Origin of the sequence: Streptomyces sp. NPDC002463, assembly GCF_042889835.1 — a bacterium.
Lineage (GTDB): Bacteria > Actinomycetota > Actinomycetes > Streptomycetales > Streptomycetaceae > Streptomyces > Streptomyces nymphaeiformis.
Genome location: NZ_JBIARL010000010.1, coordinates 46723 through 70105 on the forward strand (window position 1 = coordinate 46723; position 23383 = coordinate 70105).

Here is a 23383-nt window from a genome sequence, read left to right on the forward strand (position 1 = left end):
GCCTTCGGGCCGGGTGGTGGGCGATACTGGGATCGAACCAGTGACCCCTTCGGTGTGAACGAAGTGCTCTCCCGCTGAGCTAATCGCCCCGGCGCACCGCAAACATTACCGCATGTCAGCGGTGCTTCCGAACCACCGGAAGGTCACTCGTCGATCTTCCACGGCATGACGAAGCCGAACTTCCAGAAGTAGACGGCGAGCAGCGCGGCGACGATCACCAGACCGATGGTGGTGAGGATGATGTTCCGGCGGCGGACCTTGGGGTCGAGGGCGCGCTGGGCGGCCTCCGTGACCTTGCGCTTGGTCCAGCGGAGCACGAGCTGCGCCCAGACGAACTCGGTCGCCCAGATCGCCATGCCTCCGAAGATGACCAGCCAGCCGGGCCCCGGGAGCGGCAGCATCACCACTCCGGCGCCGACCACGGCGAGTCCCACGATGAAGACCCCGACCTGCCAGCTCAGGTGCAGGCCTCGCCGGGACTTGATGAACTCCGGTGCGCGGGATCCCAGTCCGGCTTCCTGGCCGTCCGCGGATTCCCCGGTGCGCTCGTCACTCTCCGCATTCATGCCCCCAACCTACCGGACCGGGAGCCCCCACCGGAATGGCGGTATTACCGCAGGTCACACGCACCCGTTCGAGCTACCTGAACGATCACAAAACCGACAGAGGGGTTTACAACGGCACCGGAGGTGGCATGTCGATTTCGCCGACGTGCGAATCCCCGAGCGCACACTGAGCGAAAGGCCCTGGCGCTTATGAACACCACGGTCAGCTGCGAGCTGCACCTGCGCCTCGTTGTATCGAGCGAGTCCTCACTGCCTGTACCCGCGGGCCTGCGGTATGACACGGCCGATCCGTATGCCGTGCACGCCACCTTCCACACCGGAGCCGAGGAGACGGTCGAGTGGGTTTTCGCCCGCGACCTTCTCGCCGAGGGGCTGCACCGGCCCACCGGCACGGGCGACGTCCGCGTCTGGCCGTCCCGTAGCCACGGCCAGGGAGTCGTCTGCATCGCGTTGAGCTCCCCCGAGGGAGAAGCCCTGCTCGAGGCCCCGGCGAGGGCCCTGGAGTCGTTCCTGAAGAGGACCGACGCCGCCGTGCCACCGGGCACCGAGCACCGGCACTTCGATCTCGACACGGAGCTCTCCCACATCCTGGCCGACAGCTGAGCCAGGCCGAGAGCCGCACGGCGCCGTCCGACTCGGGGAGACGGCGCCGCGCGGACAGTCACATAGGCACGAGATCCGGCGCTCCCACCGCGCAGCCGGCGCGGTGGAGGGCGCCGGTGTCGTTTTCCGGGGCGCGCTAAAGTACCCGCCATTCCGCGGGCACCCGCACGCGGCCGGCAAGGGAGCGAATCGTGCTGATCCCCCACGACACCCGGATCGCCCTCGACACCGTCGTCGATCTGATGAACACCGCGCCCCAGGGCGAGCGCCCCGACGAGCTCGCGGACCTCCCGGAGCTCCACGACTTCCTGCGCGCGCACAAGGTCAGCGGCGTGGGCGATCTCGGCCCCGACGACCTGCGCGCCGTGCGCGAGGTGCGCGAGAAGTTCGCGGCGGTCTTCTCCGCCCCCGAGGCCCGGATCGCGGCCCCCCTGATCAACCAGCTGGTGGCGGGTGCGGGCACCACACCGCAGCTCACCGACCACGACGGCTACGACTGGCACGTGCACTACTTCGCGCCGGGCGCCTCGGTGGCGGACCACCTCGCGGCCGACTGCGGCATGGCTCTCGCCTTCATCGTCGTGGCGGGCGAGCAGGAGCGGCTGCGGCGCTGCGAGGCGCCGGACTGCGGCCGGGCCTTCGTGGACCTCTCGCGCAACCGCTCACGCCGGTACTGCGACAGCCGCACCTGCGGCAACCGTCTGCACGTGGCCGCGTACCGCGCGCGCCGCAAGGAGGCCGCGGGCTGACGGGCCCGCCCCGGGGGTCAGAGCACGAAGAGGTCGTGCACCGCGGCCATGAGGAGCAGACAGCCGATCACCCCGAGGAAGATCATCAGCGGTGGCTGGGAGAGCGCGAACAGGCAGCCGCGCGGCTCTTCGGCAGGGGCGTCGGTGGCGGCGGGTACGGGCTCCCGCGAGGTATCCAGCATCTCGGGGGGATGATGGCGCACCCCGCGCCCGGCGAATCCCGCAACACGCCCCACCGCGGGGGCCGTTCACCCCTTCCCGTGGATCACGGAACGGGGACGGACACCGGAATCGCCAGAAGTGATCAGATTCCGTGCTTCTTCAGAATCGCCTCGATGTCGCTGAAGTCCTCGCCGGCGGGCTGGGCGGCCTTCGGCTTCGACGTCACGGCCCGCGAGGGCGCCGACGCGGCCGGGGCCACCGCTCTCTGCTCGGCTCCCCCGGCGGTCACCTCACGCCCGGCCCGGCGTCGCTCCACGGCCCGGGTGGACATGAAGAGCAGCCAGGCGACGCCGAGCACGCCGAAGCCGGCCCAGGCCACCGGGCTGAAGGCCGTGTCGACGAGCCACTCGACCGCGCCCGTCATCACCAGGCCGAGCGGCACCAGGGAGTAGGCCGCGATGCGGGCGGCGGACAGGAACTTCTTCCGGTACGCCGTAATCGCGGCGATGCCCAGGCCCGCCGCGGACACCGCGGAACAGATGGTCTCGGCGAGCATGCGATCCTCCAGGTGCCGGGCGATACGTCCCTTCCATCCTGCACCGCAGGGCCCGCCCGGGGCCATGTCCCGAGCCCGGTCTCAGGGAGATCTCCGGGTCCTCCCGGCCGGGATCTCCTCCCCAGGGACCAGTGAGGGAGACTGCTGCCATGAACGAGTCCACCACCGCACCCGCCTCCCCCGTCGTCCTGGAGGCGTGGTTCGACCTCCAGTGCCCCGACTGCTTCCGGGCCCTCGACGACGTCCGCGCGCTGCGTGACAAGTACGGCGACCGGCTCGACGTACAGCTGCGCCACTTCCCGCTGGCCAAGCACAAGCACGCATACGCCGCCGCCCAGGCCGCCGAGGAGGCCTTCGAGCAGGGCAAGGGCTGGCCGTACACGGAGGCGCTGCTCGCCAGGACCGCCGAGCTCGGCGAGCGCGGCGAGCCGGTCCTCCTGGAGGTGGCCACCGAACTCGGCCTGGACGCCGAGGAGTTCGACACCGCCCTCATCGACGGCCGGCACCTGCTGACGGTGGACGCCGACGAGGCCGAGGGCAAGGCGATCAAGGTCACCGGCACCCCGACCTACGTCATCGGCGGCGAGCGCCTCGACGGCGGCCAGAGCCAGGAGGGCCTGCGGGAGCGGATCGAGACGATCGCCGACCGCCTCCTGGGCGCCTAGTCAGGCCTGGTCAGAGCAGCGGCTTGGCGCTGTTGACGAGGACCGTGCGGTAGCCGAGCGACTCGTAGAGCCGGATCGCCGGGGTGTTGCCCGCGAACACGTGCAGTTCGATGAGGCGCTCCCCGGCCTCCAGGGCGTTCTGCTCGGCGAGCAGCATCAGCGCCCGGCCGTAGCCCTTGCCGCGCTCCCCCTCGACGACCTCGACCTCGAAGACGAAGCCCGTCGCCTTCCCGGGCTCGCGCTCGAGACGCCCCACCCACAGATAGCCGACGACCTGCCCGTCGCGCACGCCGACGCTGATGGTGACGCCGGGGGTCGCGAGGCCCTGCGGGAGGAAGCGGCGGTTGCTGTCCTCGGCCTTGGCGAGCGCCTGCTCCTCCGGGACGCCCCGGTCGATCCAGCTCTGCGCGAAGGCGGCCCGGGACTTCGCCGACCACGCGTCGAACTCCTCCTGGGTCGCCGGCCGGTGCTCGAAGCCCTCCGGGAGCCGCGGCGGCTCGGCCGGAAGCTCCTTGAGCATGTTCCGGCTGCGCTCGGTGTACCCGAGCGAGCGGGCCATCCGCAGCGCGGCCCCCGCCTCCGCCGGCACCGAGATCTGCACCTCGCCGCAGCCCCAGCCGCGCAGCACCTCCTCCGAGGCGAGCGCCGCCACCGTGCCCCGGCCCCGGCCCCGGTCGGGCTCGTCGACCAGGAGGCGGTCGATCAGGCCGGAGGCCTTGCCGAAGGCCTGATCGGTGGCGAGGTGGACGGAGCCGACCCGGCGGCTGTTCACGCAGATGTCGAAGGTGCGGGAACGGCCGCCGTCGGCGGACTGCTGAAGCGGCTCGGTCGGCCGCAGGGTGGTGGTCATCATGGGTGTTCTACCCATCCGGCCCCCGCCCGTCATCCGGATTTACGCGAGTCCGGATCTACGCGAGCCGCGGATCCCGGTCCGCGGCCGCCCGCTCGTCGAAGATCCGCATCGCCTTGGCGGTGACGGGGCCGGGCGCGTCCGCGAGCTCACGCCCGTCGGCCCGGTGCACGGCCTGGACGTCGCGCAGGGTCGAGGTCAGGAAGATCTCGTCGGCGCTCTCGAGGACCTCGAACGGCAGGTCGGCCTCCTCGGCGCCGGTCCACTCCACGGCCAGGGCCCGGGTGATGCCCGCGAGGCAGCCGGAGGAGACGGGCGGGGTGAGGATCCGGCCGTCGACCACGACGAAGACGTTGGAGCCGGTGCCCTCGCAGAGCTGCCCCACGGTGTTGGCGAAGAGCGCCTCGGAGGCCCCCTCCTCGCGCGCCCTGGCGAGGGCGACGACGTTCTCGGCGTACGAGGTGGTCTTGAGACCGGTGAGCGCGCCGCGCTCGTTGCGCGTCCAGGGGACGGTGATCACGGCGGTGGAGTCGGGGCGGCGGCCGGTCTCGCCGAGGGCGACGACCAGGCTCGTACCCGCGTCGCCGCGCTCCGAGCCGAGCGGGGAGAGACCGCCGGTGTACGTGATGCGGAGCCGGCCGAGCTCCATCGGGTTCGCCTCCAGGACGGCCGCACAGGCGCGGCGGACCTCGTCGAGGTCGGGGTCGGGCAGGCCGAGGCCCCGGGCGGAGCGGGTGAGGCGCTCCAGGTGGAGGGTGAGAGCAAACGTTTCGCCGCGCTCCGCCTTGACCGTCTCGAAGATGCCGTCGCCGACGGTCAGTCCGTGGTCCAGTACGGAGACCCGGGCGGCCTCCGCGTCGTGCAGCCCGCCGTTGACCCAGAGTTTCATCGAGAAGTGGCCTTTCCGCTCGCCTCGGAGACGTCCGCGCCCGGGGCGCCTGACTCATAGGCGCCCGACGCTATCGCGACGAGCCGGGCCGCCTTCAGCTCGGTCTCCTCCCACTCGCGCTCCGGGTCGGAGCCCCAGGTGATCCCGGCACCCGTGCCGAAGCGGAGCACGCCCTCGGGGCGGTCGATCCAGAAGGTGCGGATACCCACGGCCAGCTCACCGGTGCCCGCGTCGGCGTCCACCCAGCCGATGCCTCCGCAGTACGGCCCCCGGGGCGCGGTCTCAAGGGACTCGATGATCCGCAGCGCGCTCGACTTGGGCGCGCCGGTGACGGAGCCGGGCGGGAAGGTGGCGGCGAGCAGCTCGGGCCAGCCGGCGCCCTCGCGAAGCAGTCCGGTGACCGTGGACACCAGGTGGACCAGCCCGGGGTGCTCCTCGATCGCGCAGAGTTCGGGGACGGCGACGCTGCCGGTCTCGCTGACGCGGCCCAGGTCGTTGCGGACCAGGTCGACGATCATCACGTTCTCCGCGTGGTCCTTGGGCAGGAGGTCGGCGGCGGTGCGGCCGGTGCCCTTGATGGGGCCGGAGGAGATCAGGGCCCCTTCCCTGCGCAGGTACAGCTCGGGGGACGCGGTGGCGATCTCCACGCCGTGGGCGGGCAGGCGAATCGTTCCGGCGTAGGGGGCGGGGTTGCCCCGGGCGAGCAGCGCGGTGAGGGCGTCGACGTCGGCGCCGGCCGGGTCCGGCAGCGGCGCGGTCAGCACCCGGCAGAGGTTCGCCTGGTAGACCTCGCCGCGCGCGATGTGCTCGCGCACGCGCCGTACGCCCGCGGTGTACGCGGCGCGGTCGAGCGAGGACGTCCAGTCACCGGCGGCAGGTCCGCGCCAGGCGCCCGGGACGGGCGCGGGGACCGGGTCGGGCCGGACGTCCCCGAAGCGCGCGCAGGTGAGGCGCCCTTCGAAGTCCGCGCAGACGGCCCAGAAGCCTGCGGAGTCCAGTGCCTCGGGATCGTGGGTGACGTCCCGGAGGTCGGTCGCGACGAGGCCGCCGAAGCGGGCCAGAGGAGCAAGGTCGTGCACGCATCGAGTCTAGGTCGGGTGGGGAGGGAGCACGGGGTCGCGCGGGATGGGGGCGCGGGAGACGTGCGAGGCGGGGCGCATGGGGGGCGTGGGACGCGTGTCCGGCTGGGCACGCAGGGGTGGCGCGCCTGGTGGGGCGGAGGGGCGCGGGCGGGCGGAGCGTGGGATGGGCACGGGTGGTGCCTGGGGGAAGGCTTGCTGTCGTCCCGGGGGCACGGTGAGTGAACAGCGTTCCAACCCTCCGGGAGGCCCGGCCGGGCGCGGCGAAGGGCCCGCAGGTCAGCACGCTGCGGAAACGCGTTTTTGTACTGGCCCAGGAATCCGCTAGAGTTCAACACGTCGCCGGGACGCGCAAGCGGAACGGAAACGACAAGCGGACGTGGCTCAGTTGGTAGAGCATCACCTTGCCAAGGTGAGGGTCGCGAGTTCGAATCTCGTCGTCCGCTCGATGTGGGGGATCTTCCCGAACCCCCGTATTCACTCCTGGTGGAGTGGCCGAGAGGCGAGGCAACGGCCTGCAAAGCCGTCTACACGGGTTCAAATCCCGTCTCCACCTCCAAGGACGATTAGCTCAGCGGGAGAGCGCTTCCCTGACACGGAAGAGGTCACTGGTTCAATCCCAGTATCGTCCACTGGATCTTCGGATCCCCGGATCCCCGGATCCCCCGCGCGATTAGCTCAGCGGGAGAGCGCTTCCCTGACACGGAAGAGGTCACTGGTTCAATCCCAGTATCGCGCACCACACTTCACGCACCCCTCGGGTGCGCCCGCGCGATTAGCTCAGCGGGAGAGCGCTTCCCTGACACGGAAGAGGTCACTGGTTCAATCCCAGTATCGCGCACGCAGTACAGGCACCCCTCGGGTGTACCCGCGCGATTAGCTCAGCGGGAGAGCGCTTCCCTGACACGGAAGAGGTCACTGGTTCAATCCCAGTATCGCGCACCATACGAAGAAGCCCCCGGCCGCAGCTCGCGTCCGGGGGCTTCTTCGTTCCCCGGTCAGGAGGAGAAGAGCATCCGCCCGAAGCCGCCCTTGCGGTAGTGGCCGCCGTGGTGACCACCGTGGTGGCCGCCGTGGTGCGGGGCGCCCCAGGCGGGCGCGGCGGGGGCGGGCTGCGCCGGGTAGGCCGGCGGGGCGGGCGGGGCCTGCTGGACCCACTGGGACTCCAGGCGGGTCAGGGCCTCCAGCTCGCCGTAGTCCAGGAATATGCCCCGGCAACCGCTGCACTGCTCGATCTGGACACCGTTGCGGTTGTACGTGTGCATGGCCGCATGGCACTTGGGACACTGCATGCTCGGCTCAACTCCCTGACATTGCCGTTCGAATGGTGGCTTCACCTTACGTGGACGCCGAAAGTGCCTACCCGGTTCGATGTCCGGCGATGCGGGCGCAGGTGTCGATCATCACTTCCTCGACCTCGTCGAGCGGCCGGCGCTCGGCCGTGGACTTCGCGAGGGCCAGCGCGGCGGTCTGGACCGTCAGCGCCCGTGCCGGGACGTCGAGTCGGGCCCACGGGTCGCCGTCCACGGCCGGGCCGCCCGCCTCCTGGTACGCGCCGAGGAACCGCGTCCAGATCTCCGGCGGCAGGATGCCGGCGGCGAACCAGGCGGCGGGCCGGGACAGGTCCCAGGCGGGGTCGCCGAGGCCGAGGTCGTCGATGTCGATGAGCCGCCAGGGCCCCTCCACCGAGCCGCGGCGGGGGGCGCGGACCAGCTGGCCCAGGTGGAAGTCGCCGTGGCACAGCAGCCGGTGCGCCGTCGCGGGGGCGTCCGCGACCGTCCGCCAGGCGTCCAGGACGGTGGCGGCCGCCGGATGGTCCGCGGCCGTGCGGCGCATCCGCTCCACGGCGAGGGCCACCTTCACGGGGGCCCTCATGTCCGGGAGCCGGTCGGCGCAGCCGGGCGGGGGCGGGGTGCGGTGCAGCAGGGCGAGGAGCCGTGCCGCCTCCTCCCACGGTGCGGCGTCGGGGTCCTCCGGGTCGACGGGCGGCCCGTACGGCCAGACCGTGACCGGGCGGCCGTCCAGCACCTCGGTGCCGGTCCGCGGCGCGGGCAGTCGCAGGGGCGGCAGGAAGACGCCGGCGACGTCCTGGTGGCCGGCCAGCGCGAGCCGTACGCGATGGGCCTCGGGGTCGGTCCCGGGCGCGTGCGCCTTGGCGACGAGATCCCCGTGCCGTACGACCGTCCCGTCGTCCCGGTCGGCCAGCACGCCGACGGCACCGCCGTCGCAGCCGCAGGGCTCGTCCGTCGGATGCGCGGCGGTACGGGCCAGGGCGGCGAGGTGGTGGAGGGGCGAGGGGGAACGCATCGGGGGTGTCGGGGGTGCTGGGGCCACCCGTGGAGCGTACGGGGTGTGCTCGGCCGCGTCGGCCGGATCGCCTTCCGGGAACGCGCGAGGGCCGGTCAGCTCCCCAGCTGACCGGCCCCACGCTGCCGTCCGCCGCACCCCCGTCCCCACGGGGCTGATGGCCGGATGTCCCGACCCGGGCCGCTCTCCCGGGTCCGGGGCGCCTCTCAGCGCCCCAGCATCACGCCCACGGACGACGCCTGTGTGACCACTGCTTCCCAGCCGCCGAAGACGACCACGAGCAGGGCCGCGAGAGGGAGGACCATGGCGGTGGCCACCAGGGGGTGACGGCGGCCGGAGGGCCGGGTGGTCGTCCGCGGTGCCGTGTAAGCCATGGTTCCTCTCCTGTCGTGTCTGCAAGCGGCGGGTGCCTGACCTCGGGGGACGAGTGCTGCACCCACCGCTTGACCTCAACACTAGGGAGCCGGAAGGTCCGGGACGTCATGCCCGCGTACCGACTTCCGGGCCTCCCGGAGGATGACGCCCGCCCGTGCGGCGTACTCCCCTGGGTGGAGACGGCGGTCCGGAAGCCGGGGTCTTCCCGGAGGGGACGGTGCGCAAGAGTGACATCGGTCACTTCCCCGGGTGCCGGGGCTGCGGCCCGGTGCGCCGGCCGGCCGCCGAGGGGCCGGGAGGCGCCCTCCGGGGTGTCCTGCCGCGCTCACGTCCGCACGTCAAGTGGGTTTCCCCGATGGGAGGTTGGCGCCCGGCTCCGTTGCCGCCGGTCCCCCGGTGTCCCCCTCAGCACTGACAATCGATCCCGGTGCGAGGGCGCGGCCTATGAGCGCCTACGGGCGCCACTACGTAAGCTGTGCCACGTCGAACGGACGAGGGGACGGACATGGCGATGATGCGGCTCCGGCGCGAGGATCCGCGGATCGTCGGGTCGTTCCGGCTCCACCGCAGGCTGGGGGCCGGCGGGATGGGCGTCGTGTACCTGGGGTCCGACCGGCGCGGCCAGCGGGTGGCGCTGAAGGTGATCCGGCCCGACCTCGCCGAGGACCAGGAGTTCCGTTCGCGGTTCGCCCGCGAGGTGTCGGCGGCCCGGCGCATCCGCGGCGGCTGCACCGCACGTCTCGTCGCCGCCGATCTGGAGGCCGACCGCCCCTGGTTCGCCACCCAGTACGTGCCCGGCCCCTCGCTGCACGACCGGGTCGCCGAGGAGGGCGGGCTGCGCGCCGCCGACGTGGCCTCCATCGGGGCGGCGCTCTCGGAGGGCCTCGTCGCCGTCCACGAGGCCGGGGTCGTCCACCGTGACCTCAAGCCCTCGAACATCCTGCTGTCCCCCAAGGGCCCCCGCATCATCGACTTCGGCATCGCCTGGGCCACCGGGGCCAGCACCCTGACCCATGTCGGCACGGCCGTCGGCTCGCCCGGCTTCCTCGCGCCCGAGCAGGTGCGCGGCGCGGCCGTCACCCCCGCCACCGACGTCTTCTCGCTCGGCGCCACCCTCGCGTACGCGTCGATGGCCGACTCCCCCTTCGGGCACGGCAGTTCCGAGGTCATGCTCTACCGGGTCGTGCACGAGGAGCCCCAGCTCCACGGAGTGCCGGACGCCCTCGCGCCGCTGATCCGGGCCTGCCTCGCGAAGGACCCCGAGGACCGGCCCAGCACGCTCCAGCTGTCGATGCGGCTCAAGGAGATCGCGGCGCGCGAGGCCCAGGGGCTGCCGGTCTCCCGGCCGCCGGTGCAGCGCGAGCGCGCCGAGGAGCGGAGCACCGTCCGGCCCACCGAGCGGTACACCGAGCGGGACGTGCCCGGTCGTGGCGCTGAGCGGGGCGGCGAGCGGGGTACGGAGCGGGGCGGCGAGCGCGGTGCCGATCGGGGGCAGCGTGGGACCGGGGCCGCGTCGCGGCCCTCGGCCGGGCCCCGGACCGGTGGTTCGCGTGGGCCTCAGTCCCGTCCCGGGACCCGGCCCGGCGCCCGTTCCACCTCTACGGGGCGCCGGCCCGCCAATCCCCGGCTGCTGCGGCAGCGGCTCTTCGTCTTCGTGGTCGTGACGCTCATCGTGGCCCTCGGGATCGCCGCCGCCCAGGCACTTCAGAGCTGAGGCTCAGGCCTCCGGGCGGCCCGTCGCCACCGCGTAGAACGCGACGGCCGCCGCCGCGCCCACGTTCAGCGAGTCGACGCCGTGGGCCATCGGGATGCGGACCCACTCGTCGGCGGCCCGCAGGGCCTGCGTGGACAGGCCGTCGCCCTCCGCTCCGAGCATCAGCGCCACCCGGTCCAGGCGGTGCGGGGCGGCCTCGTCGATCGAGGTCGCCTTCTCCGCCGGGGTGAGCGCGAGGAGCTTGAAGCCCGCCTCCCGTACCGTCTCCAGGCCCCGGGGCCAGCTCTCCAGACGGGCGTACGGGACGGAGAACACCGCCCCCATCGAGACCTTCACCGAGCGCCGGTACAGCGGGTCCGCACAGTCCGGGGACAGCAGGACCGCGTCCATGCCGAGCGCGGCGGCGCTGCGGAAGATGGCGCCGATGTTGGTGTGGTCGTTGACCGACTCCATGACCACCACACGGCGGGCGCCGGCGAGGAGTTCGCCGGCCTCGGGGAGCGGCTTGCGCTGCATCGAGGCCAGCGCGCCCCGGTGCACGTGATAGCCGGTCACGCGCTCGGCGAGCTCCGGCTGAATCGCGTACACCGGCGCCGGGACCTCGTCGATGACGTCGCGCATGACGTCCACCCACTTGGCGGAGAGCAGCATCGACCGCATCTCGTACCCGGCCTGCCTGGCCCGGCGGATGACCTTCTCGCCCTCCGCGATGAACAGGCCCTCGGCCGGCTCGCGTCTGCGGCGCAGCTCGACGTCGGTCAGGCCGGTGTAGTCGCGCAGGCGCGGGTCGTCGGGGTCGTCGATCGTGATGAGTTCGGCCACGAGGTGATACTGCCTTGTCCGGGGTGTGGTGCCAATGTGTGCGACGGGGTTCCGTTACCCCGGGTTACTTCGTGAGCTTGTCCGGCCCCTCCGCGACCACCGGGCCGATGACGATGACGGCCGGGGGACGCACCTCTTCCGCCTTGACGACGTCGGCGACCGTGGCGAGGGTGGCGTCCACGCGACGCTGGGTCGCCGTGGTGCCCTCCTGGACGAGGGCGAGGGGGGTCTCGGGGGACTTGCCGTGGGCGATCAGCGCCTCGGCGATCTTGCCGATCTTGTCGACGCCCATGAGGATGACCAGCGTGCCCGTGAGCTTCGCCAGCGACGCCCAGTCGACCAGCGAGCGCGGGTCGTCGGGGGCCACGTGGCCGCTGACCACCGTGAACTCGTGCGCCACCCCGCGGTGCGTCACCGGGATGCCGGCCGCGCCGGGGACCGAGATCGAGCTGGAGATGCCCGGGACCACCGTGCAGGCGATGCCCTCGGCGGCCAGCGCCTGGGCCTCCTCCATGCCCCGGCCGAAGACGAACGGGTCCCCGCCCTTCAGGCGCACGACGGACTTGCCCTGCTTCGCGTGCTCGATGAGCGCGTTGTTGATGGCCTCCTGGGCCATGAAGCGGCCGTACGGGATCTTCGCCGCGTCGATCACCTCGACGTGCGGCGGCAGTTCGTCCAGGAGGTCGCGGGGGCCGAGCCGGTCCGCGATCACCACGTCCGCCTCCGCGAGCAGCCGGCGGCCGCGGACCGTGATCAGGTCCGGGTCGCCGGGGCCGCCGCCGACCAGGGCCACGAAGGGGGTACGGGTGCGGTGCGTCGGCGCGGCGATCGAACCGTCCCTCAGGCCTTCCAGGATCGCGTCCCGTACTGCCGCCGAGCGGCGGGGGTCGTGGCCCGTCAGCACGGCCACCGTGACGCCTTCACCCCGACCCGTCGCCGGGGTCCAGGCCGTCGCCGCCTCCGCGTCGTCCGCTCGTACGCACCAGGTCCTGGTCCGCTCCGCCTCGGCCGAGGCCGCCGCGTTGGCGGTCGCGTCCGTGGTCGCCACCAGGGCGTACCAGGCGTCCGCCAGGTCGCCCTCCTCGTACCGGCGCTTGATCCAGGTGATCTCGCCCGTCTCCGCCATCACGTCCACGGACGGGGTCGCGGACGGGGAGATCAGCGTGACGTCGGCGCCCGCGGCGATCAGAGCCGGGAGTCGGCGCTGGGCCACCTGACCGCCGCCGAGGACGACGACGCGGCGGCCGGCGAGGCGCAGTCCGACGGGGTAGGCGGGGTGCTCGGCGTTCTCTGCCATGGGTGAGCGGCTCCTCGGAGAGCGTGGCGGTGCGGGCGAGGGTGCCGCTGCTGCGGTGGAGCGGCTCGTTCATGGTCACGATAGCGGTGACCTGGACGTTGCTGGGTGTGACGGATGTCCCCCGCCGGCGGTTCGGTTCGTGGGGGACGCTCCGGAACCGGGTTCGGGACTGCATGATTTACGGCGCCCTCGGGAGCATCGGCACTCGAGGCGCGTACGCGCCACACATCACGCTTCACGCCCCGAACCCGGTTCCTGCGCGTCCCCCACTTCCGTGTGTGGGTGGGGGACGCGCCGGTGGTGCTACTTCTCGGTGACCCCTGCGGAGTCGAAGGTCGCGACCTCGTGCATCGCGCGTGCCGCGCTCTGGACCAGCGGGAGGGCCAGGAGCGCGCCCGTGCCCTCGCCGAGGCGGAGGTCCAGGTCGACCAGCGGGCGCAGGCCCAGCTTGTTCAGGGCCGCCACGTGGCCCGGCTCGGCGCTGCGGTGGCCCGCGATGCACGCCGCGAGGGACTCGGGGGCGATGGCGCGGGCGACCAGGGCCGCCGCGCCCGTGGAGACGCCGTCCAGGATGACCGGGGTACGGAGCGAGGCCGCGCCCAGGATCAGGCCCACGAGGGCCGCGTGCTCCAGGCCGCCGACCGCCGACAGGACGCCGATCGGGTCCGCCGGGTCCGGCTTGTGCAGGTCCAGGGCGCGACGGACCACGTCCACCTTGCGGGCGTGCGTCTCGTCGTTGATGCCCGTGCCCCGGCCCGTGACCTCGGCGGCGTCCACGCCCGTGTAGACCGAGATCAGTGCGGCGGAGGCCGTGGTGTTCGCGATGCCCATCTCGCCCGTGAGCAGGGCCTTGTTGCCCGCCGCCACGAGGTCTCGGGCCGTTTCGATGCCCACCTCGATCGCGGCCAGCACCTCTTCGCGGGTCATCGCGAGGCCCGTGGTGAAGTCGCCCGTGCCCGGGCGGACCTTGCGGGGGAGAAGACCGGGTGTCGCCGGGAGTTCCGACTTCACGCCCACGTCGATGACGCAGACCTCCGCCCCGACCTGGTTCGCGAAGGCGTTGCAGACCGCTCCCCCGCCCAGGAAGTTGGCCACCATCTGGCCCGTGACCTCCTGCGGCCACGGGGTCACGCCCTGGGCGTGGACACCGTGGTCTCCCGCGAAGATCGCGACCGCTGCCGGCTCCGGGATCGGGGGCGGGCAGACGCGGGACAGGCCCGAGAGCTGTGCGGAGATGATCTCCAGCATGCCCAGTGCCCCGGCGGGCTTGGTCATGCGCTTCTGCCGCTCCCACGCCTCGCCGAGCGCCTTGGCGTCCAGCGGACGGATGTTGGCGACGGTCTCCTGGAGGAGGTCGTGCGGCTCCTCGCCCGGCAGCGCACGGCGGCCGTACGTCTCCTCGTGGACGACCCAGGCCAGCGGACGGCGCTTGGACCAGCCCGCCTGCATCAGCTCGGGCTCCTCCGGGAACTCGTCCACGTAACCCACGCAGAGGTACGCGACCACTTCCAGGTGCTCGGGAAGGCCGAGCGCGCGGACCATCTCGCGCTCGTCGAAGAAGCTGACCCAGCCGACACCGAGGCCCTCGGCGCGGGCCGCGAGCCAGAGGTTCTCGACGGCGAGCGCCGAGGAGTACGGGGCCATCTGCGGCTGCGTGTAGCGGCCGAGCGTGTGGCGGCCGCCCCGGGTGGGGTCGGCGGTCACGACGATGTTCACCGGGGTGTCGAGGATGGCCTCGATCTTCAGTTCCTTGAACTGCTTCGCCCGGGCCTTCGGCAGCGACTTCGCGTACGCCTCGCGCTGACGCTGCGCCAGCTCGTGCATCGTCTGCCGGGTCTCCGCCGAGCGGATGACGACGAAGTCCCAGGGCTGCGAGTGACCGACGCTGGGTGCGGTGTGGGCCGCTTCGAGGACGCGGAGGAGCACCTCGTGCGGGATCGGGTCGCTGCGGAAGCCGTTGCGGATGTCGCGGCGCTCGCGCATCACACGGAGGACGGCCTCGCGCTCGGCGTCGTCGTAGCCGGGGGCCGGGGTGTCAGGGCGCGCCTCCGGCTCCGGCTCCGCCTCCTGCTCCGGTTCCGGCTGCTCTTCGGCGGTGGCTTCGGTGGCTACGGCTTCGGCGGCCGGTGCCTCGGTTGCCGGTGCCTCGGTTGCCGGTGCCTCGGCTGCCGGGGCTTCGTCGGCGGTCGGGGCTTCCGCTGCCGGGGCTTCGGCGGCGGCCGGCTGAGCCTCGGTGTCGGCCTGCGCCTCGGTCGGCGCGACCTCGACGGCCGGTACGGCCTCGGCCGCTACGGCCTCGGCCGCTACGGGGATCTCCTCGGCCGCAGCCTCCGCCACGGCCTCGACCGCTGCGGGCTGCTCGACGGCGGGCTCCGCGAGCGCCTCCGCCACCGGCTCCGCGACGGCCTCCACCGGGGCCTCCGGAGCGGGCTCCTCCTGGGCCTCGGCGGCCTGGGCGGGCTCCTCGACGGCGGGCTGCAGGGCCTGGACCGGCTCCTCCACGGGCTGCGCCGGCTCGACCGGGGCCTCGGCGACGGGCTCGGCCGGCTGCGGCTCGGGCTCCTGCGCCGGGACGACCGCCTCGGCGGCGGGCTCGGCCTCGCGGGGCGCGGGGACCACGGCCTGGGGCTCGGGGGTCTCCTCCGGGGTCTCCGGGGCGGCTGTCTCCACGGCCTCGGCCGGGACCTCCGCCACGGGAGCCGCAGGAGCCACGGGCACCTCGGCCGGGGCGGGCTGCTCCGCGATCGGCGCCTGCTCGGCGAGCGGGGGCACCTCGGCCGCCGGGATCGGGGCCAGGTGCGGGGTCGTCGGGACGGAGCCCTCGACCTGGACGAACTGGGCCGCCTGCGGGACGACCGTTTCTGCGGGTGCCTGCGGCGCGGCCGGCTCCTGCGGCTGCGCGACCCACGGCTCGGCGCCCTGCGGGGCGAGCTGCTGGTCCTGCGCGATCTCGAAGTACTCGGGGCCGGTGGTCGGCGGGCCCGGGTTCCGCACCGGCATCGGGGCGGGGGCCGTGGCCACGACCGGCTCGGGGGCCGGCACGGGCTGCGGGGCCGGCGCGGGCGCGGCGGCCGGGCCGCGGTCGGCGAGGGAGAGCACGACGCCTCCGGTGGCGTCGGGCACCGGCGGGCCCATGTGCAGCGGGCGGCGGGCCGGCTGCGGGGTCGGGGCCGGAGCGGGCGAGGGCACGCGGACGCCGCCGAGGTCGACGGAGCCGGTGTCGCGGCCTGCCGCCTCGTGGGCGCCGGTGTCGAGGATGCCCGGCTCGTAGCCGTGGTCGGTGACCACGGGGACGCCGTGCGCCGGGGTGCCGAGCGGCACGCCCTGCGGCGGGGTCTGACCCTGCGGGGCCGTCAGCACGTCGGCGAGCGCGACGCCGTCGGGGAGCGGGCCCGTGAGGGGGTCCGGCAGGGGGTCGGTGAGCGGGTCGCCCATCGGGACCTGCGGCGCCGGGACGCCCGCCTGCGGCGCTCCCTGAGGCGGAAGGACGGGGGCCGGTACGGCGACCGGCGGCGCGGGCACGACACCCGGCGGGTGCTCGCTCCAGGCGCCCTGGGCGCCCGGCATCAGCAGGATGTCGTCGTCCTCGGTGGTGTGACCGGAGGGGTCCAGGAAGGTGTACGCGTCCGGAGCGGGGATGCCCGGCTGCTCGACCATGCCTGCGTTCTCCGGCAGCCCCTCGCCCGGGACCTGGCCGGTGTCCGTCATGCGTACCCCTCGCCCATCGCTTGTGCTCCTTCAGACCTGCGCCCGTCGACAAGAACGAGCGTGCGCGCCGCGCGGCACGAAGCACGCGCTGACACCCACACATTGTCGCGGCCTTCGGCCATCGTGGCAGGGAGATCTGCCACGGTGCGCTGTGGACTGCGCCACGTCGCGCGGTCCCCCCGTTGTCACGTACCACATCAGTGACACAAAGCGGCCACCAATTCGGGACATTGACGAACAGACCGCCGAACGTCCCGGTGCGGTACAACAATCGGCCAGCCTACCCTGCCCCGGTGGGGCGGCCTGGTCACGGGGCGCGTTCGATCCTGCGTCCGGACAGCAGGAACACGACCGAACGCTCGCGTTCCGACCAGTCCTCCGGGTCGAGTCCGACGGTCTGCAGGAGGAGGCTCTCGACGGCGTATCCGCCGGCGCCGAGGGCGGCGCCGATCGCCTCGGCCTCGTCGCGGGTCGAGGCGTGGGCGACGATCCGCTCCGGGCGCCGGTCGGTGCAGGCGGTGACGACGGGGACGCCCCCGGCCGCGATCCGTACGACGTCGGGTTCGGGCAGGCTCTCCAGGACGTGCGGGGCGCGGCCCTGGACGGTCTGGAGGGGGACTCCGTGGCGGCGGGCGGCCCGTTCGGTGCGGGCGCAGGCGGCCGGGTCGGTGTCCACGGCGATGACGGCGGCGCCGAAACGGGCGGCCTCGACGGAGAAGGCGCCGCCCGCGCAGCCGATGTCCCAGACGAGGTCGCCGGTGCGGGGGCCGAGGCGGGCGAGCTGGGCGGCTCGGAGGGCGGGGTCCGTGCCCGCGCCGGTGTGCGCCGGTCCGGTTCCCGGGCCCTCGCCCTCGGAGTCGTACTCCTCGGTGGGAAGCCCCCAGCCGCGGACCGTGCGCGCGGCCGGGTCCTGGCCCATCAGCCAGGGGGCGGTGGGGGTGCCGCCGACGGCGCCGCCGATGACGAGGACGACGTTCGGGTCGCGCCAGGCGTGGTCGGCGGCCTTGTCGGAGGTGAGGACGGACACCTGTTCGCGGTCGGTGCCGAGTTCCTCGCAGACGACGAAGGTGCGGTGGACCCCTTCGAGGAGGAGGGCGAGTTCGGCGGGGCCCGCGCCCGGTGAGGTGAGGACGGCGACCTTGGGGTGGGCGCGGCAGACGTTGACGGCGCGGCGCAGGGTGCGCTGGTGGGCGACGACGATCCGGGCGTCCTCCCAGGGCATGCCGGCCCGTGCGAAGGCGGCGGCGACGGAGGAGACGGCGGGGACGACCTCGACCTCGAGGCCGTGTTCGGGGGCGCGCAGGGTGCGGACGACGCCGAAGAAGCCGGGGTCCCCGTCGGCGAGGACGACGGCGGTGCCGCGGTGCGTCGCGATGCGGCGGGCGGCGAGGTCGACGCTGCCGAGGCGGATGCGTTCGGCGGCGGGGGGCACCTCGGGCAGCGCCAGGTGGTGGGCTGCGCCGGCCACGAGGGTGGCGGCGGAGAGTGCGGCCCTGGCCGCCGCGGTGAGGGGCGAGCCGTCCCAGCCGATCACCGTGACGCGGTCGGCCATCGTCGTCTGTCTCCCTGTGTCGTCGCAGGTCGGGGGCGTGCCGAGCGTACCCCGGGATCGCTTTCCGGGGGCTCAGCTCCAGTCGGTGTACGAGGAGTAGCCGGCCTCGGCCATCTGGTCGGCGACGCCGTCGAGGTCCTCGGGGAGGAGGCCCCAGACGATGAAGTCGGTGCGCAGTTCGGTCCAGCTGCCGTCCTCGGTGCGGGTGCGGGCTATGCAGGCGTTGCGCAGGACGCCTTCGCTGATGCAGCCGATCTTCTGGGCGACCTGCTGGGAGGCGGTGTTGTCGGCGGCGGTGCGCAGTTCCAGGCGCTCGAACTTCTGGTCGCCGAAGAGCCACTGGGCGGTGGCGAGCGCGGCCTCGGAGGCGTAGCCCTCGCCGCGGGCCCAGGGGGCGATGATGTACGACATCTCGGTGGACCGGACGCGCCAGTCGGTGTTGCTCAGCTGGACGATGCCGACCAGACGCTGGGTCAGGAACTCGGTGACGGCGAGGTCGAGGCCTCGTCCCGCGGCGCGTTCGGTGGGGGCGTACTCGGTGATCCAGCGGTGTGCCGCGGGCTCGGTGTAGGGCTGGGGCACGGCCGTCCAGGCGGCGACCATCTCGTCGTTCATCATCTCGGCGAGGGCGGGGGCGTCCGCCTCCTCGAGCGCGCGCAGCACCAGCCGGTCCGTGTTGATGGAGATGTCCGGAAAGGTGGTAGTCATGCGCAGCTCCATGCCGTGGACCGTCCGAATCGACCGTGAACGCACAGCATGCAGCATGCGACTGCCGGTGCGCATGGCCGGGTCGGGTGTGGGGAGGGGGCGACGAAGGCCCCGCGCACCGGACGGGGTGCGGGGGGCCTTCGTCACAAGGACTGTACGGGGGAACCGGTCTGACGGTCCCTCGGACACGGGTTTCGCTCGGCGGGCCTTACTCGGCGGCGCCGAAGGCGGGGATGACCGAGCCCTTGTAGGTGTCCTCGATGTACTTCTTCACCTCGGGCGAGTTGAGGAGCTTGGCGAGCTTCTGCACGCGGGCGTCCTTCTCGTTGCCCGCCTTGACGGCGAGGAAGTTGGCGTACGGGTTGCCCTCCGCCTTCTCCAGGACGAGGGCGTCCTTCGCCGGGGAGAGCTTGGCCTCGATGGCGTAGTTGCCGTTGACGACGGCGGCGTCCACGTCGTTCAGGGCGCGGGGCACGGTGGCGGCCTCCAGCTCCTTGAACTCCAGGCCCTTCTTGTCGGTGATGTCGGAGAGCTTGGCGTCGGTGCCGACACCGTCCTTGAGGGTGATGAGGCCGTTCTCGGCGAGGAGGTGGAGCGCGCGGCCCTCGTTGGTGGTGTCGTTCGGGACGGCGATGGTCTGGCCGGCCTTGATGTCCTTCACCGACTTGAGGCTCTTGGAGTAGAGGCCCAGCGGCTCCAGGTGGACGTTGACCACCGGGACGATGGTGGTCTTGTTCTTCTTGTTGAAGTCGTCGAGGTACGGCTTGTGCTGGAAGAAGTTGGCGTCGACCTGGCCGGACTGGGTGGCGGTGTTCGGCAGGACGTAGTCCGTGAACTCCTTCACCTCCAGCTTCAGGCCGGCCTTCGCCGCCAGGTTGTCCTTGACGAAGTTGAGGATGTCGGCGTGCGGCGTCGGGGACGCGGCGACGACGAGGGGCTTGTCGGCGGCGCCGGCCGCGTCCTTGGAGGAGGACGGGTCCGAGGAGGTGCCGCAGGCGGTGAGGCCGAGGGCCAGGGCGGCGGTGGCGGCGATACCGGCGGTGAGCTTGATGTTCTTACGCACGAAGAGTGCCTCTTTCCGGTGGAGCGGATTCTTTGCCTGGACAACAAGTCCGGGCTGTTCTTCGAGAATCGAAGTCTTGGGGGGCCGGGGGCCGTGACGCGGTACGGCCCCCGGCGGGGTCGTCAGGCGGTGCGGCCCCGGCGGGCGAGGAGTCGGACGACCCCGTCGCCGATGAGCTGGACGACGGTCACGATCAGGACCAGGACGACGACGGTGACCAGCATGAACGTGGTGTCGAAGCGCTGGTATCCGTACGTGACGGCCTTGGAGCCGAGGCCCTCGCCGCCGACCGCTCCGGCCATCGCGGAGTACCCGATGAGCACGATCACGGTGGTGGTGACGGCCGAGACCAGCGAGGGCAGGGCCTGCGGGAGCAGCACCTTGCGGACGATGGTGGGGATGCCGCCGCCCATGGCCTGGACGGCTTCGACGAGTCCGTGGTCGACCTCGCGGATCGCCGTCTCGACGAGGCGCGCGAAGAAGGGGATGGCGCCGATGGCGAGCGGCACGATCATCGCGGTCGGGCCGATGAAGGTGCCGACGACGAAGGTCGTGAACGGGATCAGGGCGATCAGCAGGATGATGAACGGCAGCGAACGGCCGACGTTCACGATCGCACCGACCACCTTGTTCACGGGCCGGTTCTGCAGCAGTCCGCCCTTGTCCGTGAGGACGAGGAGGATGCCGAGCGGCAGGCCGCCGACGATGGTGACGACGGTGGCCCACAGGACCATGTAGAGGGTGTCGACGGTGCCCTGTTCGAGCAGGGGCTGCATCTCCGACCAGGTCACTTGGCACCTTCCTTGACCAGCGCGTGCGCGATGTCCCGCACGGTGTCCTCGTCCTCCACGAGTTCGACCTGGAGGCCCTGCTCGCGCAGGAAGCCGACCGGGACGACGTTGTCCTCGTACCGTCCGGGCAGTTCGATCCGCATCCGGCCGATCTGCTTCCCGCCGACGGTGTCCATCGCCGCCCCGAGGATCGAGATGTCGATGTTGTACGTGCGGGAGAGCTGGGAGATGACCGGCTGGGTCGCGGCCTCGCCGTGGAACGTGACGTCGACGACGGTGCGGTCGGGGCCCGTGGGGGCGCCGCTGACCGGGAACAGCTCGGCCGCCAGCTGGGAGCCGGGGGTGGCGAGCAGTTCGCCGACGGTGCCGGACTCGACGACGCGGCCGTGCTGCATCAGGGCGGCGGAGTCGCAGATCGTCTTGACGACGTCCATCTCGTGCGTGATGAGCAGGACGGTGAGGCCGAGCTGCCGGTTGAGGTCGCGCAGGAGCTGGAGGATGGAGCGGGTGGTCTCCGGGTCGAGGGCGCTGGTGGCCTCGTCGGAGAGCAGGACCTTGGGGTTGCCGGCGAGGGCGCGGGCGATGCCGACGCGCTGCTTCTGGCCGCCGGAGAGCTGGCCCGGGTAGGACTTCGCCTTGTCGGCGAGGCCGACCAGGTCGAGGAGTTCCAGGGCGCGGCGGGAGCGCTCGGCGCCGGAGACGCCGAGGATCTCCAGGGGGAGCTCGATGTTGTCCTTGACCGTGCGGGAGGACAGCAGGTTGAAGTGCTGGAAGACCATGCCGATGCTGCTGCGCGCCCGGCGCAGGTCCTTCCCGGCGCGGCGGCCCTTTCCGGCGAGCGCGGTGAGGTCGACGCCGTCGACGGTCACGGTGCCGGAGGTGGGGCGCTCCAGGAGGTTGACGCAGCGGATGAGCGAGGACTTGCCGGCGCCGCTCTGGCCGATGACTCCGAACACCTCGCCCTCGCGGACGTGGAGGTCGACGCCGTCCAGAGCGGTGACCTGCCGGCCGCGCGACTCGTAGACCTTGGTCAGGCCCGAAGTGGTGATCACAGGGGTTTCCGTCACTGTCGAGTGCGCGACGCGGGGTCCGTCGTGCACGGGCATTCGTCATTCGGACAGTCAGGCGCACGGGAGGCCGTTCCGGCCGGCTGGTGGCCGGGGAACAGTGGTGCGCGGGGCAGGCACGGTCCGGCGCCGGGTGGCGGGCGGATCGGCTCGGCCGTCGGGGTCTCGCTTCGGGGCGCGAGGCTCAGGCGGGGGCCCTCAGATGGCGCACATTCGACACGTACAACGAGCACCGGGCGTCGTGTTCGCCTCGGTCGCAAGGGTGCGGCTGCTCGTCGTGGTCATGTCGCCCAGTAAAACATGCGCAGCTGCGAAGGGAAGCGGGGTGTCCGAATAGCGGACATCGTTGAGACGCCCTGCGGACGCGCCCGGGGCGGTCGCCGGAGCGCCTTTCCCTGTGTGGCCTGGAGGGAACGGCTCCGGGGCCGGTCGTGTCGGGGACGGCTCCCGGGTGCGGGATGTGGCCAAGGCCACGCGGTGGGCGGGGTGCAGGTAGAGGAGGGGGGGCGGGCGCCACGCGCTCTCGCAAGCCGGGGGCGAGGGCATCGGGTCATTCGGGCCGTAATACCCTCGGGCGCATGCTTGACGCCCTGACGGTCGCGGTCTCCGTGGCCGCGCTCGCCCTCGCCGCCTGGTGCGGCTTCGCCGCCTTCCGGGACCAGTCGACCAAGGACTGGCACTTCATCGGCATGGCCGTGGTGACCTTCCTGGTCCTGGTCCAGCTGATCGTCGGCATCGTGCAGCTGGCGCGCGGCGAGAAGGCCGAGGAGGGCGCGACGATCTTCGTCGCCTATCTGCTCGGCGCGCTGTGCGCGGTGCCCATCGCCGGCTTCATGTCGCTCGCGGAGCGCAGCCGGTGGGGTTCGGCGACGGTGGCGGCCGGCGCGGTCGTCCTGGCCGTGCTCGAAGTGCGTCTCTACGACATCTGGACGGTGGGCTGACCATGACCGCGACCGAGACCGAGACCCAGGGAAAGACCCGGCTCGTCACCGGCCCGGGCATGCTGCTCGTCTGGCTGTACGGCGTGATGTCCGTCGGCGCGCTGTCCCGCTCGATCTACCAGATCGCGAGCGAGTTCGACCGTGCGCCGCTGGCGTACAGCCTGTCGGCGGTCGCTGCCGTCGTCTACGTGTTCATCACGTACACGCTGGTGCGCGGCGGGGAGAAGGCCCGCAGGGCGGCGCTGGTCTGCTGCGCCGCCGAGCTCGCGGGCGTGCTGATCGTGGGGACCTGGACGCTGGTGGAGCCGTCCGCCTTCCCGGACGCCACGGTCTGGTCCGACTTCGGCTACGGCTACGTCTTCATCCCGGTGCTGCTGCCGCTGACCGGCATCTGGTGGCTGCGGAGGTCCAGGACCGCCTAGGCGGCCTTCTCCAGGGTCACCAGGGTGAGCTTCGGGCCGATCTCGCGGGTGGAGACCTGCGCGTACCCCTTGCTGCGGTAGAGGCGCAGATTGCCCTCGCTGCGGTGGCCGGTGAAGAGCTGGAAGCGCTTGGCGGACGCCGTCGCCTCGGCGGTGTCCGCCGCGAAGTGGCGCTCTATGCCGTCGAGGAGGCGGCCGCCGAGGCCGTGGCGCTGCATGCGCGGGTGGACGATCAGCTTGGCGATCCGTACGGTGCCGTCCTCGTCGAGGCGGGCCCGCACGGAGGCGACGACCTCGTCGCCGAGCCGGGCCACGAGCCCGTGCCCCTCGGCCAGTTCGGTGTGCAGGGCGTCGAGCGACTGGGTGAGCGGCTCGATGGACCAGTCCCCGTACAGCTCCGCCTCGCTCTGGTAGCAGAGGTACTGCAGCTTCAGGATGTGCTCCGCGTCCTGCGCGTCCGCCGCTGAGATGGTCACACTCAGGCCCATGTGTGCACG

At 72.6% G+C, this 23383-nt stretch carries 24 protein-coding genes and 7 tRNA genes; 12 read left to right on the forward strand and 19 right to left on the reverse strand.

Going from position 1 to position 23383, the window contains the following annotated elements; all coding sequences use genetic code 11:
* Window positions 1–14: 14 nt before the first annotated feature.
* Together ACFYX3_RS20870 and ACFYX3_RS20875 are read right to left on the reverse strand one after the other, a co-directional pair.
* Window positions 15–89, reverse strand: a tRNA-Val gene (locus tag ACFYX3_RS20870).
* Between the two features lie 54 nt (window positions 90–143).
* Window positions 144–566 (reverse strand): TIGR02611 family protein, encoded by a 423-nt coding sequence (locus ACFYX3_RS20875; RefSeq protein WP_116161972.1) that lies wholly within the window; start codon window positions 564–566, stop codon window positions 144–146.
* 189 nt (window positions 567–755) lie between these two features.
* Here ACFYX3_RS20875 and ACFYX3_RS20880 point away from each other — a divergent pair, with 189 nt between their 5' ends.
* Window positions 756–1169: an SsgA family sporulation/cell division regulator gene (locus ACFYX3_RS20880; protein WP_015032345.1), complete on the forward strand. Its 414-nt coding sequence runs from the start codon at window positions 756–758 to the stop codon at window positions 1167–1169.
* Window positions 1170–1360: 191 nt separating this feature from the next.
* Window positions 1361–1918: a CGNR zinc finger domain-containing protein gene (locus tag ACFYX3_RS20885; protein ID WP_376585990.1), complete on the forward strand. Its 558-nt coding sequence runs from the start codon at window positions 1361–1363 to the stop codon at window positions 1916–1918.
* A gap of 17 nt (window positions 1919–1935) precedes the next feature.
* Here ACFYX3_RS20885 and ACFYX3_RS20890 read toward each other — a convergent pair whose 3' ends face one another.
* Complete coding sequence (locus ACFYX3_RS20890) at window positions 1936–2100, reverse strand: hypothetical protein (RefSeq protein ID WP_177181792.1); 165 nt, start codon at window positions 2098–2100, stop codon at window positions 1936–1938.
* Window positions 2101–2222: 122 nt separating this feature from the next.
* Entirely contained in the window at window positions 2223–2636 is a 414-nt protein-coding gene (locus ACFYX3_RS20895) for a hypothetical protein (RefSeq protein ID WP_389015389.1), read from the reverse strand.
* Between the two features lie 149 nt (window positions 2637–2785).
* Here ACFYX3_RS20895 and ACFYX3_RS20900 point away from each other — a divergent pair, with 149 nt between their 5' ends.
* Entirely contained in the window at window positions 2786–3301 is a 516-nt protein-coding gene (locus tag ACFYX3_RS20900) for a DsbA family protein (protein WP_389015392.1), read from the forward strand.
* A 10-nt stretch (window positions 3302–3311) separates the two neighbouring features.
* Here the strand turns inward: ACFYX3_RS20900 and ACFYX3_RS20905 are convergent, their stop codons facing one another.
* Genes ACFYX3_RS20905 through ACFYX3_RS20915 form a run of 3 tightly spaced genes read right to left on the reverse strand, consistent with a single transcriptional unit; the run spans window position 3312 to window position 6119 of the window.
* Complete coding sequence (locus ACFYX3_RS20905; RefSeq protein ID WP_389015948.1) at window positions 3312–4151, reverse strand: GNAT family N-acetyltransferase; 840 nt, start codon at window positions 4149–4151, stop codon at window positions 3312–3314.
* Between the two features lie 58 nt (window positions 4152–4209).
* Window positions 4210–5040 (reverse strand): aminotransferase class IV, encoded by an 831-nt coding sequence (locus ACFYX3_RS20910; RefSeq protein ID WP_389015395.1) that lies wholly within the window; start codon window positions 5038–5040, stop codon window positions 4210–4212.
* Window positions 5037–6119 carry a chorismate-binding protein gene (locus tag ACFYX3_RS20915; protein WP_389015398.1) on the reverse strand — a complete coding sequence of 361 codons (1083 nt, stop codon included), beginning with the start codon at window positions 6117–6119 and terminating at the stop codon, window positions 5037–5039. Before ACFYX3_RS20915 ends, ACFYX3_RS20910 begins: the two co-directional genes overlap by 4 nt.
* Before the next feature lie 373 nt (window positions 6120–6492).
* Here ACFYX3_RS20915 and ACFYX3_RS20920 point away from each other — a divergent pair.
* From ACFYX3_RS20920 to ACFYX3_RS20945, 6 genes are all read left to right on the forward strand, one after another.
* Window positions 6493–6565, forward strand: a tRNA-Gly gene (locus ACFYX3_RS20920).
* Between the two features lie 39 nt (window positions 6566–6604).
* Window positions 6605–6678: transfer RNA gene (locus ACFYX3_RS20925), tRNA-Cys, on the forward strand.
* Between the two features lies 1 nt (window position 6679).
* Window positions 6680–6751 (forward strand) — tRNA-Val (locus ACFYX3_RS20930).
* Between the two features lie 35 nt (window positions 6752–6786).
* Window positions 6787–6861 (forward strand) — tRNA-Val (locus ACFYX3_RS20935).
* A 27-nt stretch (window positions 6862–6888) separates the two neighbouring features.
* Window positions 6889–6960: transfer RNA gene (locus ACFYX3_RS20940), tRNA-Val, on the forward strand.
* 29 nt (window positions 6961–6989) lie between these two features.
* Window positions 6990–7064 (forward strand) — tRNA-Val (locus tag ACFYX3_RS20945).
* A 53-nt stretch (window positions 7065–7117) separates the two neighbouring features.
* Here the strand turns inward: ACFYX3_RS20945 and ACFYX3_RS20950 are convergent.
* The 3 genes from ACFYX3_RS20950 to ACFYX3_RS20960 all read right to left on the reverse strand — a co-directional run bounded on the left by ACFYX3_RS20950 (window position 7118) and on the right by ACFYX3_RS20960 (window position 8800).
* A complete protein-coding gene (locus ACFYX3_RS20950) occupies window positions 7118–7411 on the reverse strand; it encodes a zf-TFIIB domain-containing protein (RefSeq protein WP_116161966.1) in 294 nt (97 codons plus the stop codon).
* Between the two features lie 67 nt (window positions 7412–7478).
* Complete coding sequence (locus tag ACFYX3_RS20955) at window positions 7479–8426, reverse strand: phosphotransferase family protein (RefSeq protein ID WP_389015951.1); 948 nt, start codon at window positions 8424–8426, stop codon at window positions 7479–7481.
* Window positions 8427–8632: 206 nt separating this feature from the next.
* Window positions 8633–8800: a hypothetical protein gene (locus tag ACFYX3_RS20960; RefSeq protein WP_189804445.1), complete on the reverse strand. Its 168-nt coding sequence runs from the start codon at window positions 8798–8800 to the stop codon at window positions 8633–8635.
* Between the two features lie 506 nt (window positions 8801–9306).
* On the opposite strand from ACFYX3_RS20960, the gene ACFYX3_RS20965 reads away from it, so the two are divergent.
* Window positions 9307–10515, forward strand: a complete 1209-nt coding sequence (locus ACFYX3_RS20965; RefSeq protein ID WP_376586008.1) for a serine/threonine-protein kinase — start codon at window positions 9307–9309, stop codon at window positions 10513–10515.
* Between the two features lie 3 nt (window positions 10516–10518).
* On the opposite strand, the gene ACFYX3_RS20970 is transcribed toward ACFYX3_RS20965, so the two are convergent.
* From ACFYX3_RS20970 to ACFYX3_RS21005, 8 genes are all read right to left on the reverse strand, one after another.
* Entirely contained in the window at window positions 10519–11337 is an 819-nt protein-coding gene (locus ACFYX3_RS20970) for a TrmH family RNA methyltransferase (RefSeq protein ID WP_389015403.1), read from the reverse strand.
* 64 nt (window positions 11338–11401) lie between these two features.
* Window positions 11402–12634, reverse strand: coding sequence for a uroporphyrinogen-III C-methyltransferase (gene cobA, locus ACFYX3_RS20975; protein WP_389015406.1), 1233 nt, complete (start codon window positions 12632–12634; stop codon window positions 11402–11404).
* A gap of 303 nt (window positions 12635–12937) precedes the next feature.
* Window positions 12938–16342 carry a nicotinate-nucleotide--dimethylbenzimidazole phosphoribosyltransferase gene (gene cobT, locus ACFYX3_RS20980; protein WP_389015409.1) on the reverse strand — a complete coding sequence of 1135 codons (3405 nt, stop codon included), beginning with the start codon at window positions 16340–16342 and terminating at the stop codon, window positions 12938–12940.
* 307 nt (window positions 16343–16649) lie between these two features.
* Complete coding sequence (cbiE, locus tag ACFYX3_RS20985) at window positions 16650–17894, reverse strand: precorrin-6y C5,15-methyltransferase (decarboxylating) subunit CbiE (RefSeq protein WP_389015412.1); 1245 nt, start codon at window positions 17892–17894, stop codon at window positions 16650–16652.
* Between the two features lie 72 nt (window positions 17895–17966).
* Window positions 17967–18602 (reverse strand): GNAT family N-acetyltransferase, encoded by a 636-nt coding sequence (locus ACFYX3_RS20990; RefSeq protein ID WP_116161959.1) that lies wholly within the window; start codon window positions 18600–18602, stop codon window positions 17967–17969.
* Between the two features lie 208 nt (window positions 18603–18810).
* Entirely contained in the window at window positions 18811–19665 is an 855-nt protein-coding gene (locus tag ACFYX3_RS20995; RefSeq protein WP_382660197.1) for a MetQ/NlpA family ABC transporter substrate-binding protein, read from the reverse strand.
* A gap of 122 nt (window positions 19666–19787) precedes the next feature.
* Window positions 19788–20456 carry a methionine ABC transporter permease gene (locus ACFYX3_RS21000; RefSeq protein WP_225799536.1) on the reverse strand — a complete coding sequence of 223 codons (669 nt, stop codon included), beginning with the start codon at window positions 20454–20456 and terminating at the stop codon, window positions 19788–19790.
* Window positions 20453–21562 (reverse strand): methionine ABC transporter ATP-binding protein, encoded by a 1110-nt coding sequence (locus ACFYX3_RS21005; RefSeq protein ID WP_382660200.1) that lies wholly within the window; start codon window positions 21560–21562, stop codon window positions 20453–20455. The genes ACFYX3_RS21000 and ACFYX3_RS21005 overlap by 4 nt, the downstream gene beginning before the upstream one ends.
* Before the next feature lie 539 nt (window positions 21563–22101).
* Between ACFYX3_RS21005 and ACFYX3_RS21010 the strand changes: the two genes are divergently transcribed.
* Window positions 22102–22464 carry a hypothetical protein gene (locus tag ACFYX3_RS21010; protein WP_073914828.1) on the forward strand — a complete coding sequence of 121 codons (363 nt, stop codon included), beginning with the start codon at window positions 22102–22104 and terminating at the stop codon, window positions 22462–22464.
* A 2-nt stretch (window positions 22465–22466) separates the two neighbouring features.
* Window positions 22467–22886 carry a hypothetical protein gene (locus ACFYX3_RS21015; RefSeq protein ID WP_382660202.1) on the forward strand — a complete coding sequence of 140 codons (420 nt, stop codon included), beginning with the start codon at window positions 22467–22469 and terminating at the stop codon, window positions 22884–22886.
* On the opposite strand, the gene ACFYX3_RS21020 is transcribed toward ACFYX3_RS21015, so the two are convergent.
* On the reverse strand, window positions 22883–23374 hold the full coding sequence (locus tag ACFYX3_RS21020; RefSeq protein ID WP_389015420.1) for a GNAT family N-acetyltransferase: 492 nt from the start codon (window positions 23372–23374) through the stop codon (window positions 22883–22885). The genes ACFYX3_RS21015 and ACFYX3_RS21020 overlap by 4 nt on opposite strands.
* Between the last annotated feature and the right edge of the window lie 9 nt (window positions 23375–23383).